24 protein-coding genes are annotated in these 19388 nt (G+C 45.4%); all 24 read right to left on the reverse strand.

The window, feature by feature from the left end; genetic code table 11:
- Window positions 1-9 precede the first annotated feature (9 nt).
- The gene (gene atpB, locus E4K68_RS03800) at window positions 10-726 is read right to left on the reverse strand and encodes a F0F1 ATP synthase subunit A (RefSeq protein WP_135377640.1); all 717 of its coding nucleotides are present in this window, start codon (window positions 724-726) and stop codon (window positions 10-12) included.
- Between the two features lie 40 nt (window positions 727-766).
- Complete coding sequence (locus E4K68_RS03805; protein ID WP_135377411.1) at window positions 767-1129, reverse strand: hypothetical protein; 363 nt, start codon at window positions 1127-1129, stop codon at window positions 767-769.
- Window positions 1122-1346 carry an AtpZ/AtpI family protein gene (locus tag E4K68_RS03810; RefSeq protein ID WP_135377412.1) on the reverse strand — a complete coding sequence of 75 codons (225 nt, stop codon included), beginning with the start codon at window positions 1344-1346 and terminating at the stop codon, window positions 1122-1124. Before E4K68_RS03810 ends, E4K68_RS03805 begins: the two co-directional genes overlap by 8 nt.
- A gap of 187 nt (window positions 1347-1533) precedes the next feature.
- The gene (wecB, locus tag E4K68_RS03815) at window positions 1534-2661 is read right to left on the reverse strand and encodes a UDP-N-acetylglucosamine 2-epimerase (non-hydrolyzing) (protein ID WP_135377413.1); all 1128 of its coding nucleotides are present in this window, start codon (window positions 2659-2661) and stop codon (window positions 1534-1536) included.
- A 65-nt stretch (window positions 2662-2726) separates the two neighbouring features.
- Window positions 2727-3191 carry a dCMP deaminase family protein gene (locus tag E4K68_RS03820; protein WP_135377641.1) on the reverse strand — a complete coding sequence of 155 codons (465 nt, stop codon included), beginning with the start codon at window positions 3189-3191 and terminating at the stop codon, window positions 2727-2729.
- Entirely contained in the window at window positions 3191-3820 is a 630-nt protein-coding gene (gene upp / locus E4K68_RS03825; RefSeq protein WP_135377414.1) for a uracil phosphoribosyltransferase, read from the reverse strand. The genes E4K68_RS03820 and upp overlap by 1 nt, the downstream gene beginning before the upstream one ends.
- 17 nt (window positions 3821-3837) lie before the next feature.
- Entirely contained in the window at window positions 3838-5094 is a 1257-nt protein-coding gene (gene glyA, locus E4K68_RS03830) for a serine hydroxymethyltransferase (RefSeq protein WP_135377415.1), read from the reverse strand.
- Window positions 5095-5110: 16 nt separating this feature from the next.
- Window positions 5111-5638, reverse strand: coding sequence for a TIGR01440 family protein (locus E4K68_RS03835; RefSeq protein WP_135377642.1), 528 nt, complete (start codon window positions 5636-5638; stop codon window positions 5111-5113).
- A 63-nt stretch (window positions 5639-5701) separates the two neighbouring features.
- A complete protein-coding gene (rpiB, locus tag E4K68_RS03840; RefSeq protein ID WP_135377416.1) occupies window positions 5702-6151 on the reverse strand; it encodes a ribose 5-phosphate isomerase B in 450 nt (149 codons plus the stop codon).
- A gap of 209 nt (window positions 6152-6360) precedes the next feature.
- The gene (locus E4K68_RS03845; RefSeq protein ID WP_199241679.1) at window positions 6361-6804 is read right to left on the reverse strand and encodes a low molecular weight protein arginine phosphatase; all 444 of its coding nucleotides are present in this window, start codon (window positions 6802-6804) and stop codon (window positions 6361-6363) included.
- Between the two features lie 20 nt (window positions 6805-6824).
- Window positions 6825-7409, reverse strand: a complete 585-nt coding sequence (locus E4K68_RS03850; protein WP_135377417.1) for a manganese efflux pump MntP family protein — start codon at window positions 7407-7409, stop codon at window positions 6825-6827.
- Window positions 7410-7471: 62 nt separating this feature from the next.
- Window positions 7472-8518: an L-threonylcarbamoyladenylate synthase gene (locus E4K68_RS03855; protein WP_135377418.1), complete on the reverse strand. Its 1047-nt coding sequence runs from the start codon at window positions 8516-8518 to the stop codon at window positions 7472-7474.
- 5 nt (window positions 8519-8523) lie between these two features.
- Complete coding sequence (gene prmC / locus E4K68_RS03860; RefSeq protein WP_135377419.1) at window positions 8524-9369, reverse strand: peptide chain release factor N(5)-glutamine methyltransferase; 846 nt, start codon at window positions 9367-9369, stop codon at window positions 8524-8526.
- A 188-nt stretch (window positions 9370-9557) separates the two neighbouring features.
- Entirely contained in the window at window positions 9558-10628 is a 1071-nt protein-coding gene (prfA, locus tag E4K68_RS03865) for a peptide chain release factor 1 (protein WP_135377420.1), read from the reverse strand.
- A 17-nt stretch (window positions 10629-10645) separates the two neighbouring features.
- Entirely contained in the window at window positions 10646-11527 is an 882-nt protein-coding gene (locus E4K68_RS03870; protein ID WP_135377421.1) for a DUF1385 domain-containing protein, read from the reverse strand.
- 267 nt (window positions 11528-11794) lie between these two features.
- Window positions 11795-11992, reverse strand: a complete 198-nt coding sequence (gene rpmE, locus E4K68_RS03875; protein ID WP_135377422.1) for a 50S ribosomal protein L31 — start codon at window positions 11990-11992, stop codon at window positions 11795-11797.
- A 123-nt stretch (window positions 11993-12115) separates the two neighbouring features.
- Entirely contained in the window at window positions 12116-12844 is a 729-nt protein-coding gene (locus tag E4K68_RS03880) for a M23 family metallopeptidase (protein WP_135377423.1), read from the reverse strand.
- A 76-nt stretch (window positions 12845-12920) separates the two neighbouring features.
- Window positions 12921-13910 (reverse strand): class II fructose-bisphosphatase, encoded by a 990-nt coding sequence (glpX, locus tag E4K68_RS03885; protein WP_135377424.1) that lies wholly within the window; start codon window positions 13908-13910, stop codon window positions 12921-12923.
- 254 nt (window positions 13911-14164) lie between these two features.
- Complete coding sequence (fsa, locus tag E4K68_RS03890) at window positions 14165-14803, reverse strand: fructose-6-phosphate aldolase (protein WP_135377425.1); 639 nt, start codon at window positions 14801-14803, stop codon at window positions 14165-14167.
- 22 nt (window positions 14804-14825) lie between these two features.
- A complete protein-coding gene (locus E4K68_RS03895) occupies window positions 14826-15680 on the reverse strand; it encodes a class II fructose-1,6-bisphosphate aldolase (RefSeq protein ID WP_135377426.1) in 855 nt (284 codons plus the stop codon).
- Complete coding sequence (locus E4K68_RS03900; protein WP_135377427.1) at window positions 15671-16357, reverse strand: hypothetical protein; 687 nt, start codon at window positions 16355-16357, stop codon at window positions 15671-15673. Before E4K68_RS03900 ends, E4K68_RS03895 begins: the two co-directional genes overlap by 10 nt.
- 102 nt (window positions 16358-16459) lie before the next feature.
- Complete coding sequence (locus E4K68_RS03905) at window positions 16460-16822, reverse strand: response regulator (RefSeq protein WP_135377428.1); 363 nt, start codon at window positions 16820-16822, stop codon at window positions 16460-16462.
- A 17-nt stretch (window positions 16823-16839) separates the two neighbouring features.
- On the reverse strand, window positions 16840-18045 hold the full coding sequence (gene alr, locus E4K68_RS03910) for an alanine racemase (RefSeq protein ID WP_135377429.1): 1206 nt from the start codon (window positions 18043-18045) through the stop codon (window positions 16840-16842).
- 3 nt (window positions 18046-18048) lie between these two features.
- Window positions 18049-19131 (reverse strand): peptidoglycan bridge formation glycyltransferase FemA/FemB family protein, encoded by a 1083-nt coding sequence (locus E4K68_RS03915; protein WP_135377430.1) that lies wholly within the window; start codon window positions 19129-19131, stop codon window positions 18049-18051.
- Between the last annotated feature and the right edge of the window lie 257 nt (window positions 19132-19388).

A 19388-nucleotide genomic window follows, 5' to 3' on the forward strand; every position in this document is an offset into this window, starting at 1 on the left:
CGAAGATACTTAATGATCTGAAGGCGTAACTGCCTGAGATACGTAAGCTGTTGTCAATACTGTGAACACATAAGATTGAATGGCTCCCACAAAAATACTAAAGGCTAGCCAAATTGTCATCGGAAGAATACCTGGCAAGACCCATATTCCCGGAAGCATAAGTATTACTTTAAGTAGAATTTCACCAGCAAAGATATTTCCGAAAAGACGGAAGGCGAGTGTCAATGGCTTCGCGAGCAGGTCGACAATGTGAATGATCGCGAACACCGGGTATGGTTCTATAAAGTGATGAAAATAATGGAGCCCTTTAGTCTTAATACCCAAGAAAACAACCATGAAGATAGTTAACAAGGCTAAAGACATCGTTGTGTTAACATCTGATGTAGGCGACATCAGAGATGGTCCCTCAAAAATCCTGTTCAAATGGGCGAACTCGATGTGGGAATGTTCTAATAAATTGAACGTGAAATTCGGGATGAGTCCAAGCATATTGGAAAAGAAAACAAACAAGATCAACGTTACTAAGTAACCTAGCAGCGGACGCCCCTGTTCATAGTTCATATTATCAGATACGAGATTCTTAACAAAATCAACGATCCATTCTAAGACGTTTTGCATTTTGCCAGGTTTACCACTGGTTAAATGCCTGACACCCATAAGACAGAATACTAAAATAGCGGCCATCACAATCCAGGTCATGATCAATGTTTTACCGTGAAAGGTCATGTTTCCTAAATGCCATAAGACCAATTCTTCTTTTTCCACTTCATTTTTCCCCCCTTTCTCCTTGAGTTTTTAGTATTGCCACAATGATAAAGGATATAATCACCCCTGTAACAATCCCTATTGCCAAACTGAAAAGCCAGCTTCCTCGAAAGCGAGCAACAGCAACAACAACGAGAGTAACCATGCCTAGTCGGGCCAAAAAGTTTCTGCGCATACGGTTAAGCGCCAATCGAATTTCGAGTTCAGAACTTCGCAGTGCTTCACGATGAAACCACAAGGTGTAAGTGAAACCCACCCAGTACCCAATCAGTCCGCCAAGAAACGTTAGATTACCCGTTACGGCAATGGCCAGTAAAATGAAAGCGGTCCCAATCCATAAGGATATAAAGCTACTTCTAATCATCGGACGCTCCAAATTCCTTTAAAGTAACTACAAGATAACTAGCCCCCAGCGCCAGACCAAGTAACATCATACTAATCGTTAACCATGGATGAGTTCCCCAGTGGGCATCCAAATAACGTCCCGAGAAGAATCCCCCTCCGACTAACCCCGCAAGCATTGTTGCAATAGTCGACCCAGTCGCGACTGCTTTCTGCCACGATTTTTGGTTACTCGCCATATTTTTCGCCCTTCTTGAATTTCTTATGAGTATATTCGCGAGGCAAATCTAAAACTCCTGCTTCGTTTGTACCTAATTTAACAAATTCGTCATAACATTTTCTTGAGCGAATTTCAATTACCATAATATAAATATATTAACACACTTTAGCAATACTTTGTGATTAATTATACAGCATTGATGATTTTTATCTCCACACTTTTTTTCCTGCAATAATTTGCGCAATCTGATTAGCCGCTTGGCCGTCTCCATAAGGATTACTGGTCGTAGCCATTGTGTTATAGGCCTCCTCGTCGCCTAGAAGACGCTTAAGTTCCGAAAAGACACCTTGAAATTCTGTCCCCACGAGTGAGACTGTCCCTGCTGCTACTGCTTCGGGGCGTTCGGTAGTGTCCCGGACGACTAGAACTGGTTTGCCAAGGGACGGGGCTTCTTCTTGGATTCCTCCCGAGTCGGTTAAGATCAAATGCGAACGTGCCATCAGATTTACAAATGGTTCATAGTCCATCGGTTCCACTAAATTAACTCTAGGATGCGATCCCAATATCTCAGTGACAACTTTCCGTACCTTAGGATTTTTATGGACAGGGAAAATAACATAGGTGTCTGGAAACATTTCCAGTGTGCTCTGCAAAGCTTGATATATCTGGCGCATCGGTTCGCCAAGATTCTCTCTTCGATGAGTCGTAACTAGAATCATCCTGGAATTTTTCCTATCTCTAATGATCGTTTGAATGTCATTTTCAAAACTGTATTCAGATTTCACGGTGGCTAACAGAGCATCAATGACTGTGTTTCCTGTCACAAAGATCTTATCTAAGGGTACACCTTCGAGTAAGAGATTATTTTTTGCCGTTTCAGTTGGGGCGAAGTGGAAATCCGTCAAAACACTTGCTAACTTTCGATTCATTTCTTCTGGAAAGGGGGAATATTTATTTCCGGTACGCAGTCCAGCTTCAACATGTCCAACCGGGATTTGCGCATAAAAGGCTGCAAGTGCAGCAACAAATGTGGTCGTCGTGTCACCATGTACCAAAACAAGGTCGGGAAGTGCACGTTGGATAACCTCCCGGAGCCCGCTAAGTGCCCGAGTTGTGATTTCCGTTAACGTTTGCCCCTGCCTCATTAGGTTAAGATCAAAATCGGGGACCACTTTGAACAACTTCAAAACCTGATCTAACATCTCACGGTGCTGAGCTGTCACAGTAACCTGACAGAGAATTGAGTCCTGCTGTCGCAGTGCTTGGATTACCGGAGCCATTTTTATTGCTTCCGGGCGTGTACCAAACACCACCATCACCTTTTTTTGATTCATCCGCTTTGACTCCCTTCAATTGAATGTCAATCGCTTGATAGGAAGGGCCAAGGACATGTCACATTTTATGGCTGCTCCTCCGCAAGTTGCACAAGCACTAATCCCGCTTCTTGTGCCATTGCTAACGCGAACTGATCCGGATAAGAATGTGTATAAATCACACGTTTAATTCCTACATTAATCAGCAATTTTGTGCACAGTACACAAGGTTGGTGTGTCGTGTAGATATCCGCACCTATAATGGAAACTCCGTGCTTCGCCGCCTGTACCAACGCATTTTGTTCCGCATGTACAGCACGGCAGATCTCATGACGTTCCCCAGAAGGAACATTTAAGTTCTGCCGTAAGCAACCGATTTCTTCACAATGTAGGAGTCCTGACGGACTCCCGTTATACCCTGTACTCAAAATTTGTCTGTCCTTAACCATTACAGCTCCAACTTGGCGGCGCAGGCACGTTGAGCGCCCGGCCACCACTTGTGCCATCTGCATAAAGTAACTATCCCAACTTGGTCGTTTCCCCGTTGTCATCATTTTGTCCCAAACAACCGGTCCCCTGCATCTCCGAGTCCCGGTACAATATATCCATGTTCGTTTAAACGCTCATCAACTGCCGCAACAAAAATATCCACATCAGTATGTGCATTTTGTACAGCTTTAATTCCCTCTGGTGCGGCGATTAGGCACATTAATTTTATGTTTTTAGCGCCACGCTCTTTTAGAAACGTAATTGCCGCCGACGCTGACCCACCAGTTGCCAACATGGGATCGATCACTATAAGATCCCGCTCCACAATGTCTGAAGGTAGCTTACAATAGTATTCCACTGGCATAAGGGTCTCTGGATCCCTATATAGGCCGACATGTCCAACTTTTGCCGCAGGAATTAAGCGCAACATTCCATCGACCATACCTAATCCTGCGCGCAAGATCGGTACTAAGCCGACTTTACGACCAGAAAGTACTTTTGATTTTGCTAATGCAACGGGTGTTTTTACTTCTATTTCTTGAAGGGGGAAATCACGGGTTACCTCATAGGCCATTAACATCGCGACTTCCTCTACTAGTTCTCTGAATTCCTTTGAGCCTGTCTCCTCATCACGAATTAAGGACAACTTATGTTGAATTAGAGGATGATCAAGAACTTGAAGTTTTGCCATTTTTTGGGTTTCAACTCCTAATCTAAATTTGCGTATAAGGGATACTCAGCACATAACGTATTGACAATCTCCCGCGCTTTCGACAGTTTATCAGTTTCATGCTGTGCGGTCAAGGCGAGGTCTATTGCCTCCGCTATTTGCTTCATTGCTTTTACATCCATGCCACGTGTCGTGACTGCAGGGGTTCCAAGACGAATACCGCTTGTTACGAAAGGACTCTCAGTTTCAAAAGGTATCGTATTCTTGTTTACCGTAATACCCACTTCATCCAGAATTGTCTCCGCAGCCTTCCCTGTAACCCCTTTGGTTCGAACATCCACAAGGATAAGGTGGTTGTCCGTTCCGCCGGAAACTATGCGAAATCCTCGATCCAGAAGTGCTTGAGCGAGGGCTTGTGCATTCTCTACAATACGAGTTTGATATGCTTTAAAGTTTGGTTGTAGGGCTTCACCAAAAGCAACTGCTTTGGCTGCAATAACATGCATCAGAGGTCCTCCCTGGATTCCAGGGAAAATGGCCTTATCAATCGCTTGCGCATACTCGGCTTTACAGAGAATCAACCCACCGCGCGGGCCTCTAAGTGTCTTATGAGTGGTTGAAGTTACGAAGTGTGCATATGGGACTGGTGATGGATGCAATCCCGCAGCTACCAGGCCAGCAAAGTGCGCCATATCTACCATTAATAAGGCACCTACTTCATCCGCAATCTCACGCATTTTAATAAAGTCGATAACCCGTGGATAGGCACTTGCCCCAGCAACCAACATCTTAGGATGATGCTCGTGAGCCAATCTTCGAACTTCATCATAATCAATACACTCAGTTTTCTGATCAACCCCGTAAGGAACGAACTTAAAATACACCCCTGAAATATTGACCGGGCTCCCATGGGTCAGGTGTCCGCCGTGGGATAAATTCATCCCAAGTACCGTATCTCCAGGTTTAAGCATTGCAAAATAGACTGCCATATTAGCCTGCGAGCCAGAATGTGGCTGGACATTAGCATGTTCTGCCCCAAAGATTTGCTTAACTCGTTCACGAGCCAAGTTTTCTACCACATCGACATACTCGCAGCCGCCATAGTAACGTTTACCAGGATACCCTTCAGCATACTTATTGGTCAATACAGACCCTTGAGCTGCCATAACTGCCCGACTGACAAAGTTCTCCGAAGCAATCAACTCAATTTTGTTGCTTTGTCGGTTCTCTTCTAGTTCTATAGCTTTTGCGACCTCAGGATCTTGAGATTCTACCCACTGACGAATATAATCCATCTCTAATTCACTCCTATCAATTGTATATGGCCCGAGGTCCGCCGATGAGGCGGGGACGGGTGTAGGCTAGGGTAAGATGCGCTTCCCCTAGTTCTTTAACATGGATGCGGATGGGAATGGCTACCGGTTGGAGGTGCATGCCAATAAAGGTATCTCCGATGTCTATGCCAGCATGCCCTTGAATTTTTTCAACCATGATTGGGGAAGAGAAATTCTCCCACGCTTTCACTGTCATAGCACCTCCGGCATGTAATGCCGGCAACACTGTAACTACCTCTAAATTATAGCGTTCTACACAGGCTTCTTCCACGACTAGGGCCCGGTTGATATGTTCGCATCCCTGAACTGCCAAGTAAATTCCCTGCTGGTGTACCCTTTCTAGCAAAGGGGGGAGCAACATCTCGGCAATTTCCAAGCTACTTCCTTGTCCAATTCGTTTGCCGATAACTTCACTAGTGCTACACCCTAAGACGAGGATTTGTCCTTGTTTCAAATTTACTTTAGGGAAGAAGGCATCTAGTACGCTATCCCAAATGTTGGCCATTTCCTGTAAAGTGTCTGCGATAACTTTTTCCACGAGTTGGGGTTTCCTCCTCTCTTTCGTCGGCTAGATTTCCTCGCCACGTTCGATGTTGGAAATCAGGTTCACTCGAAGAGCATGCCTGCCCCCTGAAAATTCCGTTTTCAAAAAGATATCCACAATGTCAAGCGCAAGCCCGGTGCCGGTCACACGACCGCCCAGTGTTAAAACATTGGCATTATTATGTTCTCTGGCCATCCGTGCGGAAAAGGTTTCGGTACAGAGCGCTGCACGGATCCCTGGCATTTTATTTGCAGCCATAGAGATCCCTTGCCCCGTTCCACAGATTGCAATTCCTAAATCTGCCTCACCCTTGAGGATCGCATCACCCACTGCAAAACCATACTTTGGATAATCCACAGAGTCCGTCGAATAAGTTCCCATATCCTTAACTTCGAATCCCTGTGCTTCCAAATGCTTACGAATGGCTTCCTTTAGTTCGTACCCGCCATGATCAGCTCCAAGAACAATTCTCACGTTAATTTCTCCACCTTTTCTTAGTTTCAGTTCTACATTAAAGTTACAAATCCCTGCAAAAACACAAAATTAAGCGACGTTTTACGCCGCTAGTGTAGACATCTTTCGCCAATCTTATTCTTAACCCTATACATCTAGTTCTTGGACGCCTACCCCTTATGGACAATATACAATTTCAAACCACTAACCTCAAACCACAATCATTGTGCTCAAACATTAGGAAACTGACTTTTTAAAACTTTGATCAACTCATTAATTTCCTGTGCTGTCTGACGGTAAATCTCAATAGAACCTCCCCACGGATCGCGAACATCTTGTTTTTGATTTCCCCAATCCCCTAAACACCGGATTTTATGTACATGTCGGGGAAAGAAACGCTTCAAGGCTTCTTCTTGTGCTTGGGTCATTGGGATAATCCAATCTGCGTCGGCCATTAGTTCATCATTAATCCTTCGAGCACGGTGATTGGATATATCGACATTTTGTTCTTTTAGAATATCAAGTGCATGGGGACTGGCATTTTTCCCTTCCCACGCTTCCATCCCTGCCGAACTCACCTGAATCGTATTTCCAAACATTGCCCGAGCTAGTCCCTCTGCCATTGGGCTTCGGCATGTGTTTCCGGTGCAAATGAATAAAAGTTTCAAACCCATTAAAAACCTCACCTCAATCGTTAAAAGAGCAATTTGACTCCTATTAGAAACAATGCTAGTCCACCGAGTATTTCAGCTTTATCTCCTAAGCGCGTTCCCATGATACGACCCAAAATCAAGCCTAGCCCAGTCATAAGCCCTGCAATCATGCCTATGATTATGACGGTTAGAAAGATATCTGCTCTAATCGTTCCTAATGAAAATCCTACACTTAGCGCATCCAAACTTACACTGGCTGCTAACACAAAGATTCCAAATCCATTCAAAGAGAGCGACGCGGAAAAGTTTTTATGAAAAAGCATTTCCCTAGCTTCCCCGAAAGAAAACTGTTCAACGGTTGGTCTATAAACCTTATAAAGCATCCGCCCTCCTAACCCAATAAGCACCAGGGCCCCTAGCCCACTTGCGTAACGACCAAGGAAGGAGCCTAGTGTCTGTCCTAGCATCATCCCACCAAGCGGCATGACCACATGGAAAGCAGCCACGACTAACGACAAACGCAACATCATGCGTTTCTTAATTCCTGACAAACCGATCGCTAAGGACAAGGAAAAGGCATCTGCTCCTAAGGCAATTGCCACAGCCACCACCCATGCTAAATTCAATATCCTTCCCTCCATTCACATATGTATATGCATAGGGAAGGGTTGATTAGACGGATCAGTGACTAGATGTGCAGAATTCGATGGCCGGCGGCTTTTTGCAAACGATTCATGATTGCCGTCCCCAAGCCCCGTTCTGCGATTCCTTCTGCTAAAATCAAGTCCATTCCTCTTTCATCACATAGTCGTAACCCCTCAAACAAGTTACTGGCGACTTCTTCTGGTCGATCCTTTGAACCTAAAACAAACAAAAGATCAGGAAACCAATTGTGCAACAACGGCGCGCTCTCTAGTGAGCAAAGAACTCCGACCTTCTTTAACCTTGCATGCCCTCTCCGAATTTCGTGTCCCAATCGTTGTACGACGCGCTCATGGGGACCGCTCAGCAGAATCATTTCTCCCCGAGGAGCATAGTGCCTGTATTTCATGCCTGGTGCTCTGGGAGCTTGATTATCCGTTGGAGCATCCACCTGAACTTCGCCCAATACTGCTTCCAACTGTTCCTTAGAAATTCCGCCAGGACGAAGGATGGTAGGAACTTCCCCACTCACATCGAGCACGGTTGATTCCACCCCAACCAAACATGCTCCCGCGTCAAGAATCAGTGGAATTTTACCTCTCATATCACGCCAAACATGGCTTCCAATTGTCGGACTGGGTTTCCCTGATAGGTTCGCGCTTGGTGCAGCAATCGGAAGCCCAGCTTTTTCGATAAGGCGAAGGGCAACCAGATGACTGGGCATACGGATCGCCACGTTATCAAGCCCCGCAGTTACAATATCAGGAACATTAACTGTTTTTGGCAAGACCAATGTTAACGGACCCGGCCAAAAATGTTGAACACAAAGCTCTGCCACCGGCGTCCAGACCTCCACCAAATTGTTTGCCATAGCACGGTCGCAAACATGCACAATTAAGGGATTATCTTGGGGCCGACCCTTTGCCTCAAAGATTTTGGCACATGCCGAAGCATCAAGTGCATTACCTCCTAAGCCATAGACCGTCTCCGTTGGAAAAGCAACCAGTTCCCCTGCTTGCAACCACTTTGCTCCCTCATTAATTAGTTCCTCTTCTGGGTTAACTCCATCAATAAAACTTCGTTTTGTCTCCATTGTGTTCACCTCGCTAAGATCACTCGGTCACGCCCTGCTAAGTCCGGAAAAACTTGAGTCTTGTAACCCTTCTTCCGGAAAATTTCACACACCGCCTCAGCCTGATTCCAACCGATTTCCATTAGTAGTTTCCCCTGAGGATTTAATAACGATCTAATTTCTTCCCCTAAAAGGTGATAGAAATCCAAACCATCTTGTCCCCCTAAAAATGCCATAGAGGGCTCACGAAAGATCTCAGGAGCACACTGACTATAGTCCTCCGCGGAAACATAAGGCGGATTGGTGACAATAAAGTCCCAAAGTTCACCCCGAATAGGACCCACAAAGTTTCCCTGACGCCACTCCACTGAAACACCCAAACGTTGCGCATTCTGTCGAGCTACATCAAGAGCGTCTTGTGAAAGGTCGATTCCTACCATCTCTGCCTTGGGATAATAATACCGCATTGATATTGCAAGAGCGCCACTTCCTGTACAAAGATCCGCAACCTTGATTAAGTTGTCCTGCCCTTGTCTTTCTTCCTGCTTGACAATATCCAGCCAGGTCTCGACCAGAGTCTCGCTATCCGCACGCGGGATGAGCACCCTCTCATCAACGTAGAAAGATAGGCCCATAAACTCCTGCCTTTTTAAGATGTATTGGAGAGGTTCGTGCTCACCGCGACGAGTAATGACCCTTCGATAGTCTTCTTCTTCTTCTTCGGACAAGACTTGGTCCCTATCAAGGTAGAGCCGATCTCGCGACACATTCAGAACTCCGGCTAATAATAAATCTGCGTCGAAACGGGCGTTTTCAATCCCTTTATCCAAGAGCTGCGCCTCACCCCAAAGCATTCCGTCAATTCCCTTCAAATCGCTAAGCCCCCTACTTGAAGTTCGATACGCGATATTCGAAGCCCGAAAATCGCTTAGGTGGAGCAACTCCACTCGATGTTATTTATGCGTGTAGCTTTATCGACAAAGCGTGTAGCAAATCCGACTGCATGTGCGAACGTTCAGTAGTACATAACCTGCAATTCGAGGCTCGGTCGGTAGACCTACTATTTGATTTCAGCCTTTAATCGTTCTGCTTGGTCAGAGGTAATCAGGGCTTGAATGATCTCTTCTAAATCTCCCGTGAGAATCGTCTCTAAGCGATGCAACGTTAAGTTGATGCGATGGTCAGTAACCCTTCCTTGAGGGAAGTTAAACGTTCTAATTCGCTCGCTCCTATCCCCCGTACCCACTTGGCTACGGCGCTCAGATGCCTGTTCTCCACTTGCTTCTTCTTGAGCCTTTTCCAATATGCGGGCGCGCAGGACACGCAAGGCCTTTTCTTTGTTCTTAAGCTGAGATTTTTCATCCTGACACGATGCAATGATTCCTGTGGGTAGATGGGTCACGCGTACTGCCGATTGTGTGGTATTTACGCACTGCCCGCCTGGTCCGCTAGAACAATAAACATCAATTCGCAAGTCATTAGGATTAATAGAGACTTCCACTTCCTCCGCCTCTGGAAGAACGGCAACCGTTGCCGTAGATGTATGAATTCTTCCCCCAGATTCTGTAGTCGGAATGCGCTGAACCCTGTGCACGCCACTTTCAAATTTTAGCTTGCTATAGGCCCCGTTTCCTTCTATGAGTGTAATAATTTCCTTGTAGCCACCAATGTCTGAATAGCTGGCACTAAGAACTTCTGTTTTCCACCCTTGCCCTTCAGCATAGCGAGTATACATCCTATAAAGATCCCCTGCAAACAAGGCCGCCTCGTCTCCGCCTGCCCCTGCCCGAATTTCCATAATAACGTTCTTCTCATCCAATGGATCTTTAGGCAAAAGCAAAATACGGATCTTTTCTTCTAGATCCTGTGATTGGCTTCGCAACTCATCTCGCTCTTGCTCTGCCATCTCCTGCATATCCGGGTCGAGCTTTTCCGAGAGTAAGCTCTCTGTCGCCTCAAGTTCATGGAGTACTTCCTGATATTCCCTAAATGTTGTAACAAGGTTTGTCATACCAGCCTGAGCTTTGGCATATTTTTGCCACTCACTCTGATTAGCGATTATCTCTGGGTCGCTAAGAAGCTCCGTAAATTCGTCATATTTTCGTTCAATCTCGTATAATTTCTCTAACATCTTTCACACCTCAAAATTTACGTAAGTTCTTGACCTGAATCCAAAACGCCTTTTAAGGCTGCTAAAGCGACCTCAAGCTGAGCATCATCTGGTTCCCGAGTGGTCAATTTCTGCAATAATAAGCCAGGAACAATGAGCCAACGCAACCACGACGATTCCAAATGCCGCGACGAGAATTTTAGGATTTCATATGCAATCCCTGCCACCAAAGGCATGAGCAGCATTCGGGAAATAATACGCCACCATAAGGGATGTAAGCCCACAAAGGCGAAAACAAAGATGCTGACAATAACCACAATCAGGAGGAAACTTGTTCCGCAACGCGGATGCAACCTCGAGAATGGACGCGCATTCTCTACCGTGAGCTCCGCCCCAGACTCGTAGGTAAAAATAGCTTTGTGTTCAGCCCCATGATATTGGAAAACCCTTTGAATGTCTTTGAGTCGAGAAATTAACAAAATATAGAGGAAAAATATGATAAGGCGTATTGCTCCCTCCAATAGATTCTGCCACACGACCCCCGTAATCCTTCCCTGTAGCAAGTGAGCCATTCCCGTTGGCAATCCGACAAACAGCAGGAGACCCAAACCAAAAGCAAACCCAAGGGTTAAGGCTAATTCCCAAAAACCTAGTTCTTCTCCGCCTTCTTCTTCCCCCATCGAACGGTTAGCCGAAAAAGTTAATGCTTTTGTTCCCACAATCAGAGAATCTACGAGCGCAACAAACCCACGAATCAGTGGTAGTTTTAAGACAGGACTTCTTGCCCATGTATTAAGCTCTACGCGCGTAACCTCGATCTCGCCATCCGGTAGCCTGACCGCTATAGCGCTCTCACGAGGTCCCCTCATCATGACCCCTTCTATGACCGCTTGCCCGCCATATTGGACTGGTCTACCCATCCAAAGTCCTCCTCATTTCCTTTTAGCGAAGTCCGTGATTGAACTTCTAATTTTTAACGATATTCTAGATCAGATTAAGTCTATAAATAACATTTTAATGCTCCATGCCAATAAATTTTCTGATGCGCCATAATAGCCTATGACATTTGCTGGATATTCGTGCAACTTCGTTTTCGTAGATATCTATTACTTTGTCTACACTATCTTTTACGCAAAAAGCAGAGCTTGCGCTCTGCTTTTCCACCAGCAACGACCGCAGGCCGTTGTTTACATCCCGTATTTCTTCTTAAACCGATCAACCCGTCCGCCGGCATCGACAAAACGCTGTACCCCGGTGTAGAAGGGATGGCATTTCGAACAAATTTCCACTTTGATGTCTTTTCTTGTGCTAGCAGTGGGAATGATTTCTCCACAAGCACATGTCACTGTGGTTTGTTCGTATTTTGGGTGAATTTTTTCTTTCATGTCTTCACCTTCTTTCCCATTTGGATCGAGGCGCTTTTTTGCCGCACCTGCTCAGGACACAATTTCCAGTCAACTCTTACTATTTTAGCACAAATAACCTTAACTGGTCAAGGTATGATTACCTTACATTCTGACATTTAGCTTATTAATAGTTGTTATAGATCCCATCCCAATTTTAGGTAAATAACCCTCTGGATCCACAGTTTTTCCATTAAGCCGAATTTCGAAATGAAGGTGCGGGCCTGTCGAATTTCCGGTGTTTCCTGAAATAGAGATCTCATCCCCTGCAACAACTTGATCTCCGATCTTAACTGAGATCTTGCTGTTATGGGCGTATAGTGTTTGAACTCCGTCTCCATGCTCAACTAAAACCATCAAACCGTACACCCCGAGCCAACCAGTCTTAACAACCTTGCCCGCCCGAGCGGCTCGAACAATGCTTCCACTCGGAATGGCGATATCCAAACCATGATGGAATTTTCCATTACGCCAGCCGTAATCAGATGATTTTACCCCAATGATCGGCCAATTCCAGGAAGTTTTACTCCCACGCGAAATTCCTTTACCTTCTACGACATTTTCCTGGATCGTCATAGTACCTCCGGGTCGCCGATTAGGAGCTAAATTCTGTTTTTGAATTTCCGGCACAGTCGTATGGTATCTTTCCGCAAGCGCTTTTAGATCAGCTCCGGATTCTACAGTAACCACAGAATAACAGACAACCGTCCTTGATGCAACTTGCGAATAGACCGAAGATACAGGGAAAAGAAAAAGACTCAAACTCATGAGGAAAGCGACGCCTCCGGTAATTACCTTAACGCGCCGCCTTCCTTCATCTTCCAATAAATCCATTAAAGCGAAACCACCTTAGCATTTGAAGAAATTTAGGTATGGCATACCTAGGTACTTTCTCCATACTTTGGATAATTTATACTTCAGGCGAACCTACGCAGCCTTTCATGGCATATAAAGGTTTTTTGTCAAAACAATGCCGTGCTTCGATAAAACGGACCGTCCCTGTTTTTCCCCGAATGACAACAGTATGAGTCAATGCCCCTTTTGAGGTAAAGGTAACCCCGCGCAACAAGGGACCCTCTGTAATTCCAGTAGCTGCAAAAAAGACATCATCACTACTTACCAAGTCGTCCATCATTAATAACTTCTTAACGTCCCCGATCCCTAAGGCCTTAGCTCGGGCAACATCCTCTTCATTCTCTGGCCAAAGTCGACCTTGCATCTCTCCCCCCATGCAACGGAGGGCTGCTGCAGCGAGTACGCCCTCGGGCGCCCCACCAACTCCCATCATCATATCTACTCCTGTATCGTCAAAAGCGCAGGCTACGGCAGGAGAAACATCCCCATCAGTAATGAGCCGAATTCTTGCTCCACAATCACGCACTTCCTGTATCAATTTCATATGTCGAGGACGATCCAAAATCACAACCGTCATGTCTTCAATACTTTTTCCTAACGCCCTAGCTACATTCGAAATATTTTCAGACACAGGGGCATCCAGGCTAATCCGCCCAACAGCGGCGGGTCCCACTGCAATTTTATCCATGTACATATCCGGAGCATGAAGTAGACAGCCCTTCTTGGCAATGGCCACCACTGCAATCGCCCCAGCCACCCCTTTAGCGACAATGTTCGTTCCTTCAAGCGGATCAACAGCAACGTCTAATTCCGGGCTTTCTCCATTCCCCACACGTTCCCCAATATAGAGCATCGGAGCCTCATCCATTTCTCCTTCTCCGATCACTACTGTACCGTCCATGTGAATTGTATCGAAAACCGCTCGCATTGCTTCAACAGCTGCATTGTCTGCCGCATCCTTCTGTCCCAGTCCTACCCAGCGTGCTGACGCCAGCGCTGCAGCTTCTGTCACTCTGGCAAATTCCATCGTAAGTTCTCTTTCCAATTTGCAACCCCCTAATTCCTCTTTACACAATTACTTTCACCTGGTCATCGATATCATCTGGAAATAAGCGCATCGAAATTGAGTATATATATGGTATTATGTCATTACATTAACCACCAACATTATCATTGTGACATACTTTTGGATCATTTTCAACCATTATAAAGATCTTAGATAACTTCCACATTTACAAAAAGGTTGGCATCAGCTTATCTGTTTTCAGATAGGCAGATGCCAAAATATCGCATAACTTTTTAAAGTTTCTTCCAATCAGCTAAAAACTTTTCAATTCCAGCATCTGTCAAAGGGTGGCGGAAAAGCTGCCGCAAGACACTAAAAGGGACTGTTGCGTAATCTGCTCCTATCTTGGCTGCTTCTGTAACATGAACTGGATTCCGAATACTGGCGGCAATAATCTTGGTTTCGATGCCATGAACTTGGAAAATCTCACACATATCCGCTAACGCATTGAGTCCATTTTCCCCGATGTCATCCAACCGTCCCAAAAATGGACTAACATAGGTTGCACCTGCTCGGGCTGCCAATAACGCTTGATTCGATGTAAATACAAGTGTAACATTAGTTTTAATTCCCTCTGTATTCAATAGCCTTACAGTTTTGAGGCCGTCTTCAGTCATTGGAATCTTAATCACGATATTCGGGTGAATACCCGCTAACGTGTACGCTTCCTGTAGCATCCCCTTATGATCTAGGGCAATTACCTCCGCGCTAATAGGACCATTGACAATCCCAGTCACCGTATTAAGTAGTTCGTGGAAGTCCTTTCCTTCCTTGGCTACTAAGCTGGGATTCGTAGTGAGACCGGAAATAACTCCCATATCCCAGGCTTGTTTGATTTCATCAATATTTGCAGAGTCCAAGAAAAACTGCATATCGTTGCCCTCTTTCTATTCTTTACGCCTTTCCATTACTACCAAAGACACGTATTTTCTCTCGAATTATTGCGGTTGCTGCTTCACGGGCAGGGCCCAACATTTTACGCGGGTCGATTTCTTTGGAGTTTCCTTCAAGCGCCAGGCGTGCAGCTCGTACAAACGCTTCGCGGATATTGGTGTCTATGTTAACTTTACAAACACCCCTTGAAATCGCCTCTCGAAGTGCGTCATCGGGTACTCCTGAAGAACCATGTAATACAAGCGGAGTTGAAATTCGCTCACGTATCTTTGTTAAACGTTCAAAATCAAGCTTCGGAATCCCTACGTATTGACCATGTGCAGTTCCTATAGCAATCGCTAAAGCGTCCACCTTCGTTGCTTGAACAAAGTGCACAGCTTCGGCCGGATCTGTAAATAGTGCTTCTCGTTCACTTACAGTTATATCATCCTCTGTCCCGCCAATTTTGCCCAGTTCGGCCTCTACTGAAAGTCCTAATAATCGAACCGCTTCTATAACTTTGTTAGTCAATAAAATGTTCTCTTCCAAAGGGAGCTTGGATCCATCAATCATCACAGAAGAAAATCCGTTGCGCGCACACTGCATGACCTGTGTAAAACTTGTTCCATGGTCCAAGTGAAGAGCGATAGGTACATTTGCTTTTTCAGCAGCTATTTTCGTCAAGGTCGAAATATACTCAATTCCGGCATATTTTAATGCACCTTGGCTCGCTTGAATAATCACGGGAGCATTCTCGGCCTCTGCTGCAGCCACAATGGCCTGAACGATCTCCATATTGTTGCAGTTAAAAGCCCCTACCGCATAATGTTCCTTCTGAGCCTTTTCCAATAGCCCAGTCATCGACACTAACGCCATTTTTTTCCCTCCTCATTCGACTTCGAAAGATGCTGACCTCGCAATGGATTATTGATAAGCCAAGTCTTATTTTCTTCCAAATACATCGAATTTATTCCTTCAACTTGTCGAACATTATCTGCACTGTCCGCGTATATAACTCCCACGGCCTCACAACACTCACAATATAGTTCAATGCGATCTGGTAACAGTTCAAAGGATAATTGATGGTTTCCACATGCGCATCCTAAATCTCCTTGTCTAGACAAGCGATGAAGATGATCTAAAATCCGTAACATCACTTCGGGATTCTCGAACTCTTCCTCATAACCCAACTCTACTGCCAATTCCCCCATGGATTTTTCACGCTCATGACAGGCCTGGGTGACTTTCTGTTTAGACCCGATGTATCCAACCGAAGCTCCAACGGCAGGACAAGAAAGGGGTAAAGCTTCTTTTCCCCAAATGGCATGGCGGTTTAATCTTAAATAATGGGTCTCCCCACAGTAAGCACAAGCATAAGCGACGTTGAACTGCTGACGGTTTCGGCTGGTAACCGACATAAGCTGAAGGCCGCATCCACAACGCAGGTTCTTGCGTCCTTGCTTAGAAAATGCAAAGAGGGAGAGGGCATGGAATTCTAGCTCCCCGCATTGGGAACATTGAATGGCGATCGTCGTGTTTGTCGTTAGAATCATAATTCCCACCTCTTCCTACTGCTATACTTCGTCATGCAAGAAGATTTTCCTGCCTTTTAGGCAACAAAAAGTACACAGCATTGGCGAGAACCACAGGCCAAGTTAAGTCGACGATAATATCTCCTTCACTCGTTTTCTCAGTTCGAATAAATCAAAGGGCTTACCCATATAATGCAGAATTCCGAGGTCCTTAGCTTGCTCCATATTTTGAGCATCACCGTAGGCCGTCATCATGATCACGCCGACCCTATGATCTAAGTCACGCATTTTTCTTAAAGTTTCTATACCATTCATTCCGGGCATTTTCATGTCCATTAATACAAGGTCAGGCTCAAAGGTTTTGAGTAACTGAAGGGCTTCTGCACCATCTGCCGCCATTTCAACCTCATGTTGATCCTCCTGAAAAGTTTCAAAGAGTAGACAACGTACTCCAAGCTGGTCATCTACGATAAGGATTTTAGCCACTTACTACATCCCTTCCCTCAGGTTTCTCTTAGAGGTGAATATTCTGTATAGACTGGTAAAACTCCTTCTTCCATAACCCTTTCTGATGATATTTGTTCCTTTTGTCTATATGTCCTGCGGATCCGAGGATTTGCTACTGTCCTTCGCAAAGGAATTTCGACCTCATCCCCTAAAGTGCAATTCTGTAATCCCACGTCAATTACAGTTAGCTGCATACCGATTTTTCCAGCAACCCGCACCGTCCGATTCTTCAAAAGTATCCGTTCTTGCCCAAGGAAAATACCAAACAAAGCAGCAAGATTTTTGATCACAATTTTGAGGAAATCTAACCATCCTTGGGGTATAAAATTTGGCGCTACACCAAACCCATCTGCATACCCTACGGGGATCACAGCTAGTTGAGTTTCGGCCTTTGTACGATAAATACTTTGATATCCCACGTCCGTTCCTTTTGGAACCTTCCGCAGGTGAACGATCCGACTTTTAGCTACCCAAGGGTCCTTCAAAGGCATGGCCCCTGTAAAACCCTGTGCTGGATAATGACCAATCAGCAGTGTGCCAATACGCACGAAATCATGATGCCATTCGGGGTAATCGAGAAATGCTGCGCTGTTGCAAACATGTTGCCAAGTTGGACGAATTTCAAGTTCTCCCAAACGGGCCATGAAAGCCCTAAAACGATTGTATTGCCCCAATGTATATTGCCGATCTCTTTGAGCCGCCCGTGCAAAGTGGGTATAAGCTCCTGCAACATGAATATAGGGAGCCTTTGCCAAGGCCAAAGCAATTGCTTCCAATTCAGTAAACTGAAACCCCGTTCTCCCCATGCCCGTCTCCAACTTAAGGTGGACTTGAACTGATTCATGAGGATCCAGTTCCGAGCAAACCTCATTCAACTCCGAAATCCAGGAAAGTTCAGCAATCGTTAAGTGCAATTGTGCAGTGATCGCCTTCGCCCACTCTTCTCGTGTGGTAGGCCCCAAAACTAGAATAAGTCCCTTAATTCCATGCTCGCGCAAGATTAGCCCTTCATCAACCCTTGTGACCGCAAACGCTTCACATCCGTCCCTTTCCAAGGCTTGCGCAACCTCGACTGCACCTAGCCCATAGGCATCGGCTTTAACAACAGCCATACACCTCGCTTTAGGACGGAGGTGCTTTACAATTTCTCGATAATTTCCTACGACCGCATCAAGGTCCACTTCAATCCAGGTATCAGCCATGCCCTATCCCCTCCGCGCTCGCCGCAACTTGCCGATGATACCCTTTATAACGTCCGAATAGATCGGTTCTAAATGGTTCCAGAGAAAGTAAATTACTGGACGATACACTAAATCCCATTCTCCGATGAACTCTGTGTATTCTCCATTAAAGCCTTTCTTAAAGCGATAAAGTCCGTAAAGAGGATTATCTTCTGTCAAATGCCCAGGAACCCCTCGGAAATCATAGAGAGTGCACCCTAGTGACTTTGCCCAGCGAATCATTTCCCACTGAATTAAGTAGTTGGGCATGACATTTCGATGAGCATTAGACGACGCACCATAGATATACCATGCTTTATCTCCTATAACGAATGCCAATGTACCGGCAACAACCTTGCCTTCATACTCGGCAATAAATAACTCTCCCAACCCTTTTGGAACCAAAGAATCATAAAGGTCTTCAAAATAAGAATAAGCCCGCACTAAGAAGCGGTCACGCTCTGTCGTTTCTGTTAAGACCCGATAAAACTCTGGTAAATCCTCCCGAGTTCCCCGGCGTATCCGGACTCCCTTTTTCTGAGCTAGACGAATGTTATAACGTGTTTTTTGCTGCATGTTAGCTAATAGTACTTCCTCATCGGGTGAAATATCTAAACGAAACACGTACTTTGGTTGTACGCCTTCAAAGCCCTTGCCACTCTCGGCCGAGCTAAATCCCTTGGAAAGCAAATACTGCTCCAGCTCTTTTTCAGAAGATGTAACATCTGGATCAATCTTAAGGAAAATCGCTCCTCGAGATTTTGCCAACTTTCGAATTTCCGCTAGCACGAAATCAAAGAGTTCAACATTCTTCCAGTCTACTATAGGGCCTCGAGAAGCGTAAAAAATCGGAATTCCCACAACTGGGATTTTGCGTTCAAGAATTGAGGCTACTGCCACAATTTCTCCGTTTTCTTCAACAACCAAGCGCCAAGGAATCCAACCTGTCCGGCTCTTGATCTCTCCCCATTCCCAGGACTGGAGAACATGGCCTTTCAAATCCTTGGCCAAAAAAGCATTAAACTTTGTATGTTCACTTTTATCGATCCACCTTGCAACATAGGCCATTAGCTCAGTCCCCTTCCTCTTCCATTCTTACCATGGTCATGCTCCTCTAATCAACAACTCATTATAACAGGAAGAGTTCGTGCTATACCCTTTGTCCAAGGTTTAGCAGAACTCTCCTAAATCAACCTATACGTCGAGGTTCGTGCATCCCACGAATTCTCAACTATCTCCTTTTTCGGGCACCCCGCTCCCCATAGTAGGAGCTTGATCGGTTAGTTTGCTATGCGTGGTAAGACGAGCATTGTGTGACACAAGTC

Source organism: Desulfosporosinus sp. Sb-LF, from assembly GCF_004766055.1.
GTDB lineage: Bacteria > Bacillota > Desulfitobacteriia > Desulfitobacteriales > Desulfitobacteriaceae > Desulfosporosinus.

What these genes read in the sequence shown, in the direction of transcription:
- atpB (WP_135377640.1), bottom strand. Translation starts at nt 726, where the DNA reads ATGACCTTTCACGGTAAAACATTGATCATGACCTGGATTGTGATGGCC.
- E4K68_RS03805 (WP_135377411.1), bottom strand. Translation starts at nt 1,129, where the DNA reads ATGATTAGAAGTAGCTTTATATCCTTATGGATTGGGACCGCTTTCATT.
- E4K68_RS03810 (WP_135377412.1), bottom strand. Translation starts at nt 1,346, where the DNA reads ATGGCGAGTAACCAAAAATCGTGGCAGAAAGCAGTCGCGACTGGGTCG.
- wecB (WP_135377413.1), bottom strand. Translation starts at nt 2,661, where the DNA reads ATGAATCAAAAAAAGGTGATGGTGGTGTTTGGTACACGCCCGGAAGCA.
- E4K68_RS03820 (WP_135377641.1), bottom strand. Translation starts at nt 3,191, where the DNA reads ATGACAACGGGGAAACGACCAAGTTGGGATAGTTACTTTATGCAGATG.
- upp (WP_135377414.1), bottom strand. Translation starts at nt 3,820, where the DNA reads ATGGCAAAACTTCAAGTTCTTGATCATCCTCTAATTCAACATAAGTTG.
- glyA (WP_135377415.1), bottom strand. Translation starts at nt 5,094, where the DNA reads ATGGATTATATTCGTCAGTGGGTAGAATCTCAAGATCCTGAGGTCGCA.
- E4K68_RS03835 (WP_135377642.1), bottom strand. Translation starts at nt 5,638, where the DNA reads ATGGCCAACATTTGGGATAGCGTACTAGATGCCTTCTTCCCTAAAGTA.
- E4K68_RS03845 (WP_199241679.1), bottom strand. Translation starts at nt 6,804, where the DNA reads ATGGGTTTGAAACTTTTATTCATTTGCACCGGAAACACATGCCGAAGC.
- E4K68_RS03855 (WP_135377418.1), bottom strand. Translation starts at nt 8,518, where the DNA reads ATGGAGACAAAACGAAGTTTTATTGATGGAGTTAACCCAGAAGAGGAA.
- prfA (WP_135377420.1), bottom strand. Translation starts at nt 10,628, where the DNA reads ATGTTAGAGAAATTATACGAGATTGAACGAAAATATGACGAATTTACG.
- E4K68_RS03870 (WP_135377421.1), bottom strand. Translation starts at nt 11,527, where the DNA reads ATGGGTAGACCAGTCCAATATGGCGGGCAAGCGGTCATAGAAGGGGTC.
- rpmE (WP_135377422.1), bottom strand. Translation starts at nt 11,992, where the DNA reads ATGAAAGAAAAAATTCACCCAAAATACGAACAAACCACAGTGACATGT.
- E4K68_RS03880 (WP_135377423.1), bottom strand. Translation starts at nt 12,844, where the DNA reads ATGGATTTATTGGAAGATGAAGGAAGGCGGCGCGTTAAGGTAATTACC.
- fsa (WP_135377425.1), bottom strand. Translation starts at nt 14,803, where the DNA reads ATGCAGTTTTTCTTGGACTCTGCAAATATTGATGAAATCAAACAAGCC.
- E4K68_RS03895 (WP_135377426.1), bottom strand. Translation starts at nt 15,680, where the DNA reads ATGGCGTTAGTGTCGATGACTGGGCTATTGGAAAAGGCTCAGAAGGAA.
- E4K68_RS03900 (WP_135377427.1), bottom strand. Translation starts at nt 16,357, where the DNA reads ATGATTCTAACGACAAACACGACGATCGCCATTCAATGTTCCCAATGC.
- alr (WP_135377429.1), bottom strand. Translation starts at nt 18,045, where the DNA reads ATGGCTGATACCTGGATTGAAGTGGACCTTGATGCGGTCGTAGGAAAT.
- E4K68_RS03915 (WP_135377430.1), bottom strand. Translation starts at nt 19,131, where the DNA reads ATGGCCTATGTTGCAAGGTGGATCGATAAAAGTGAACATACAAAGTTT.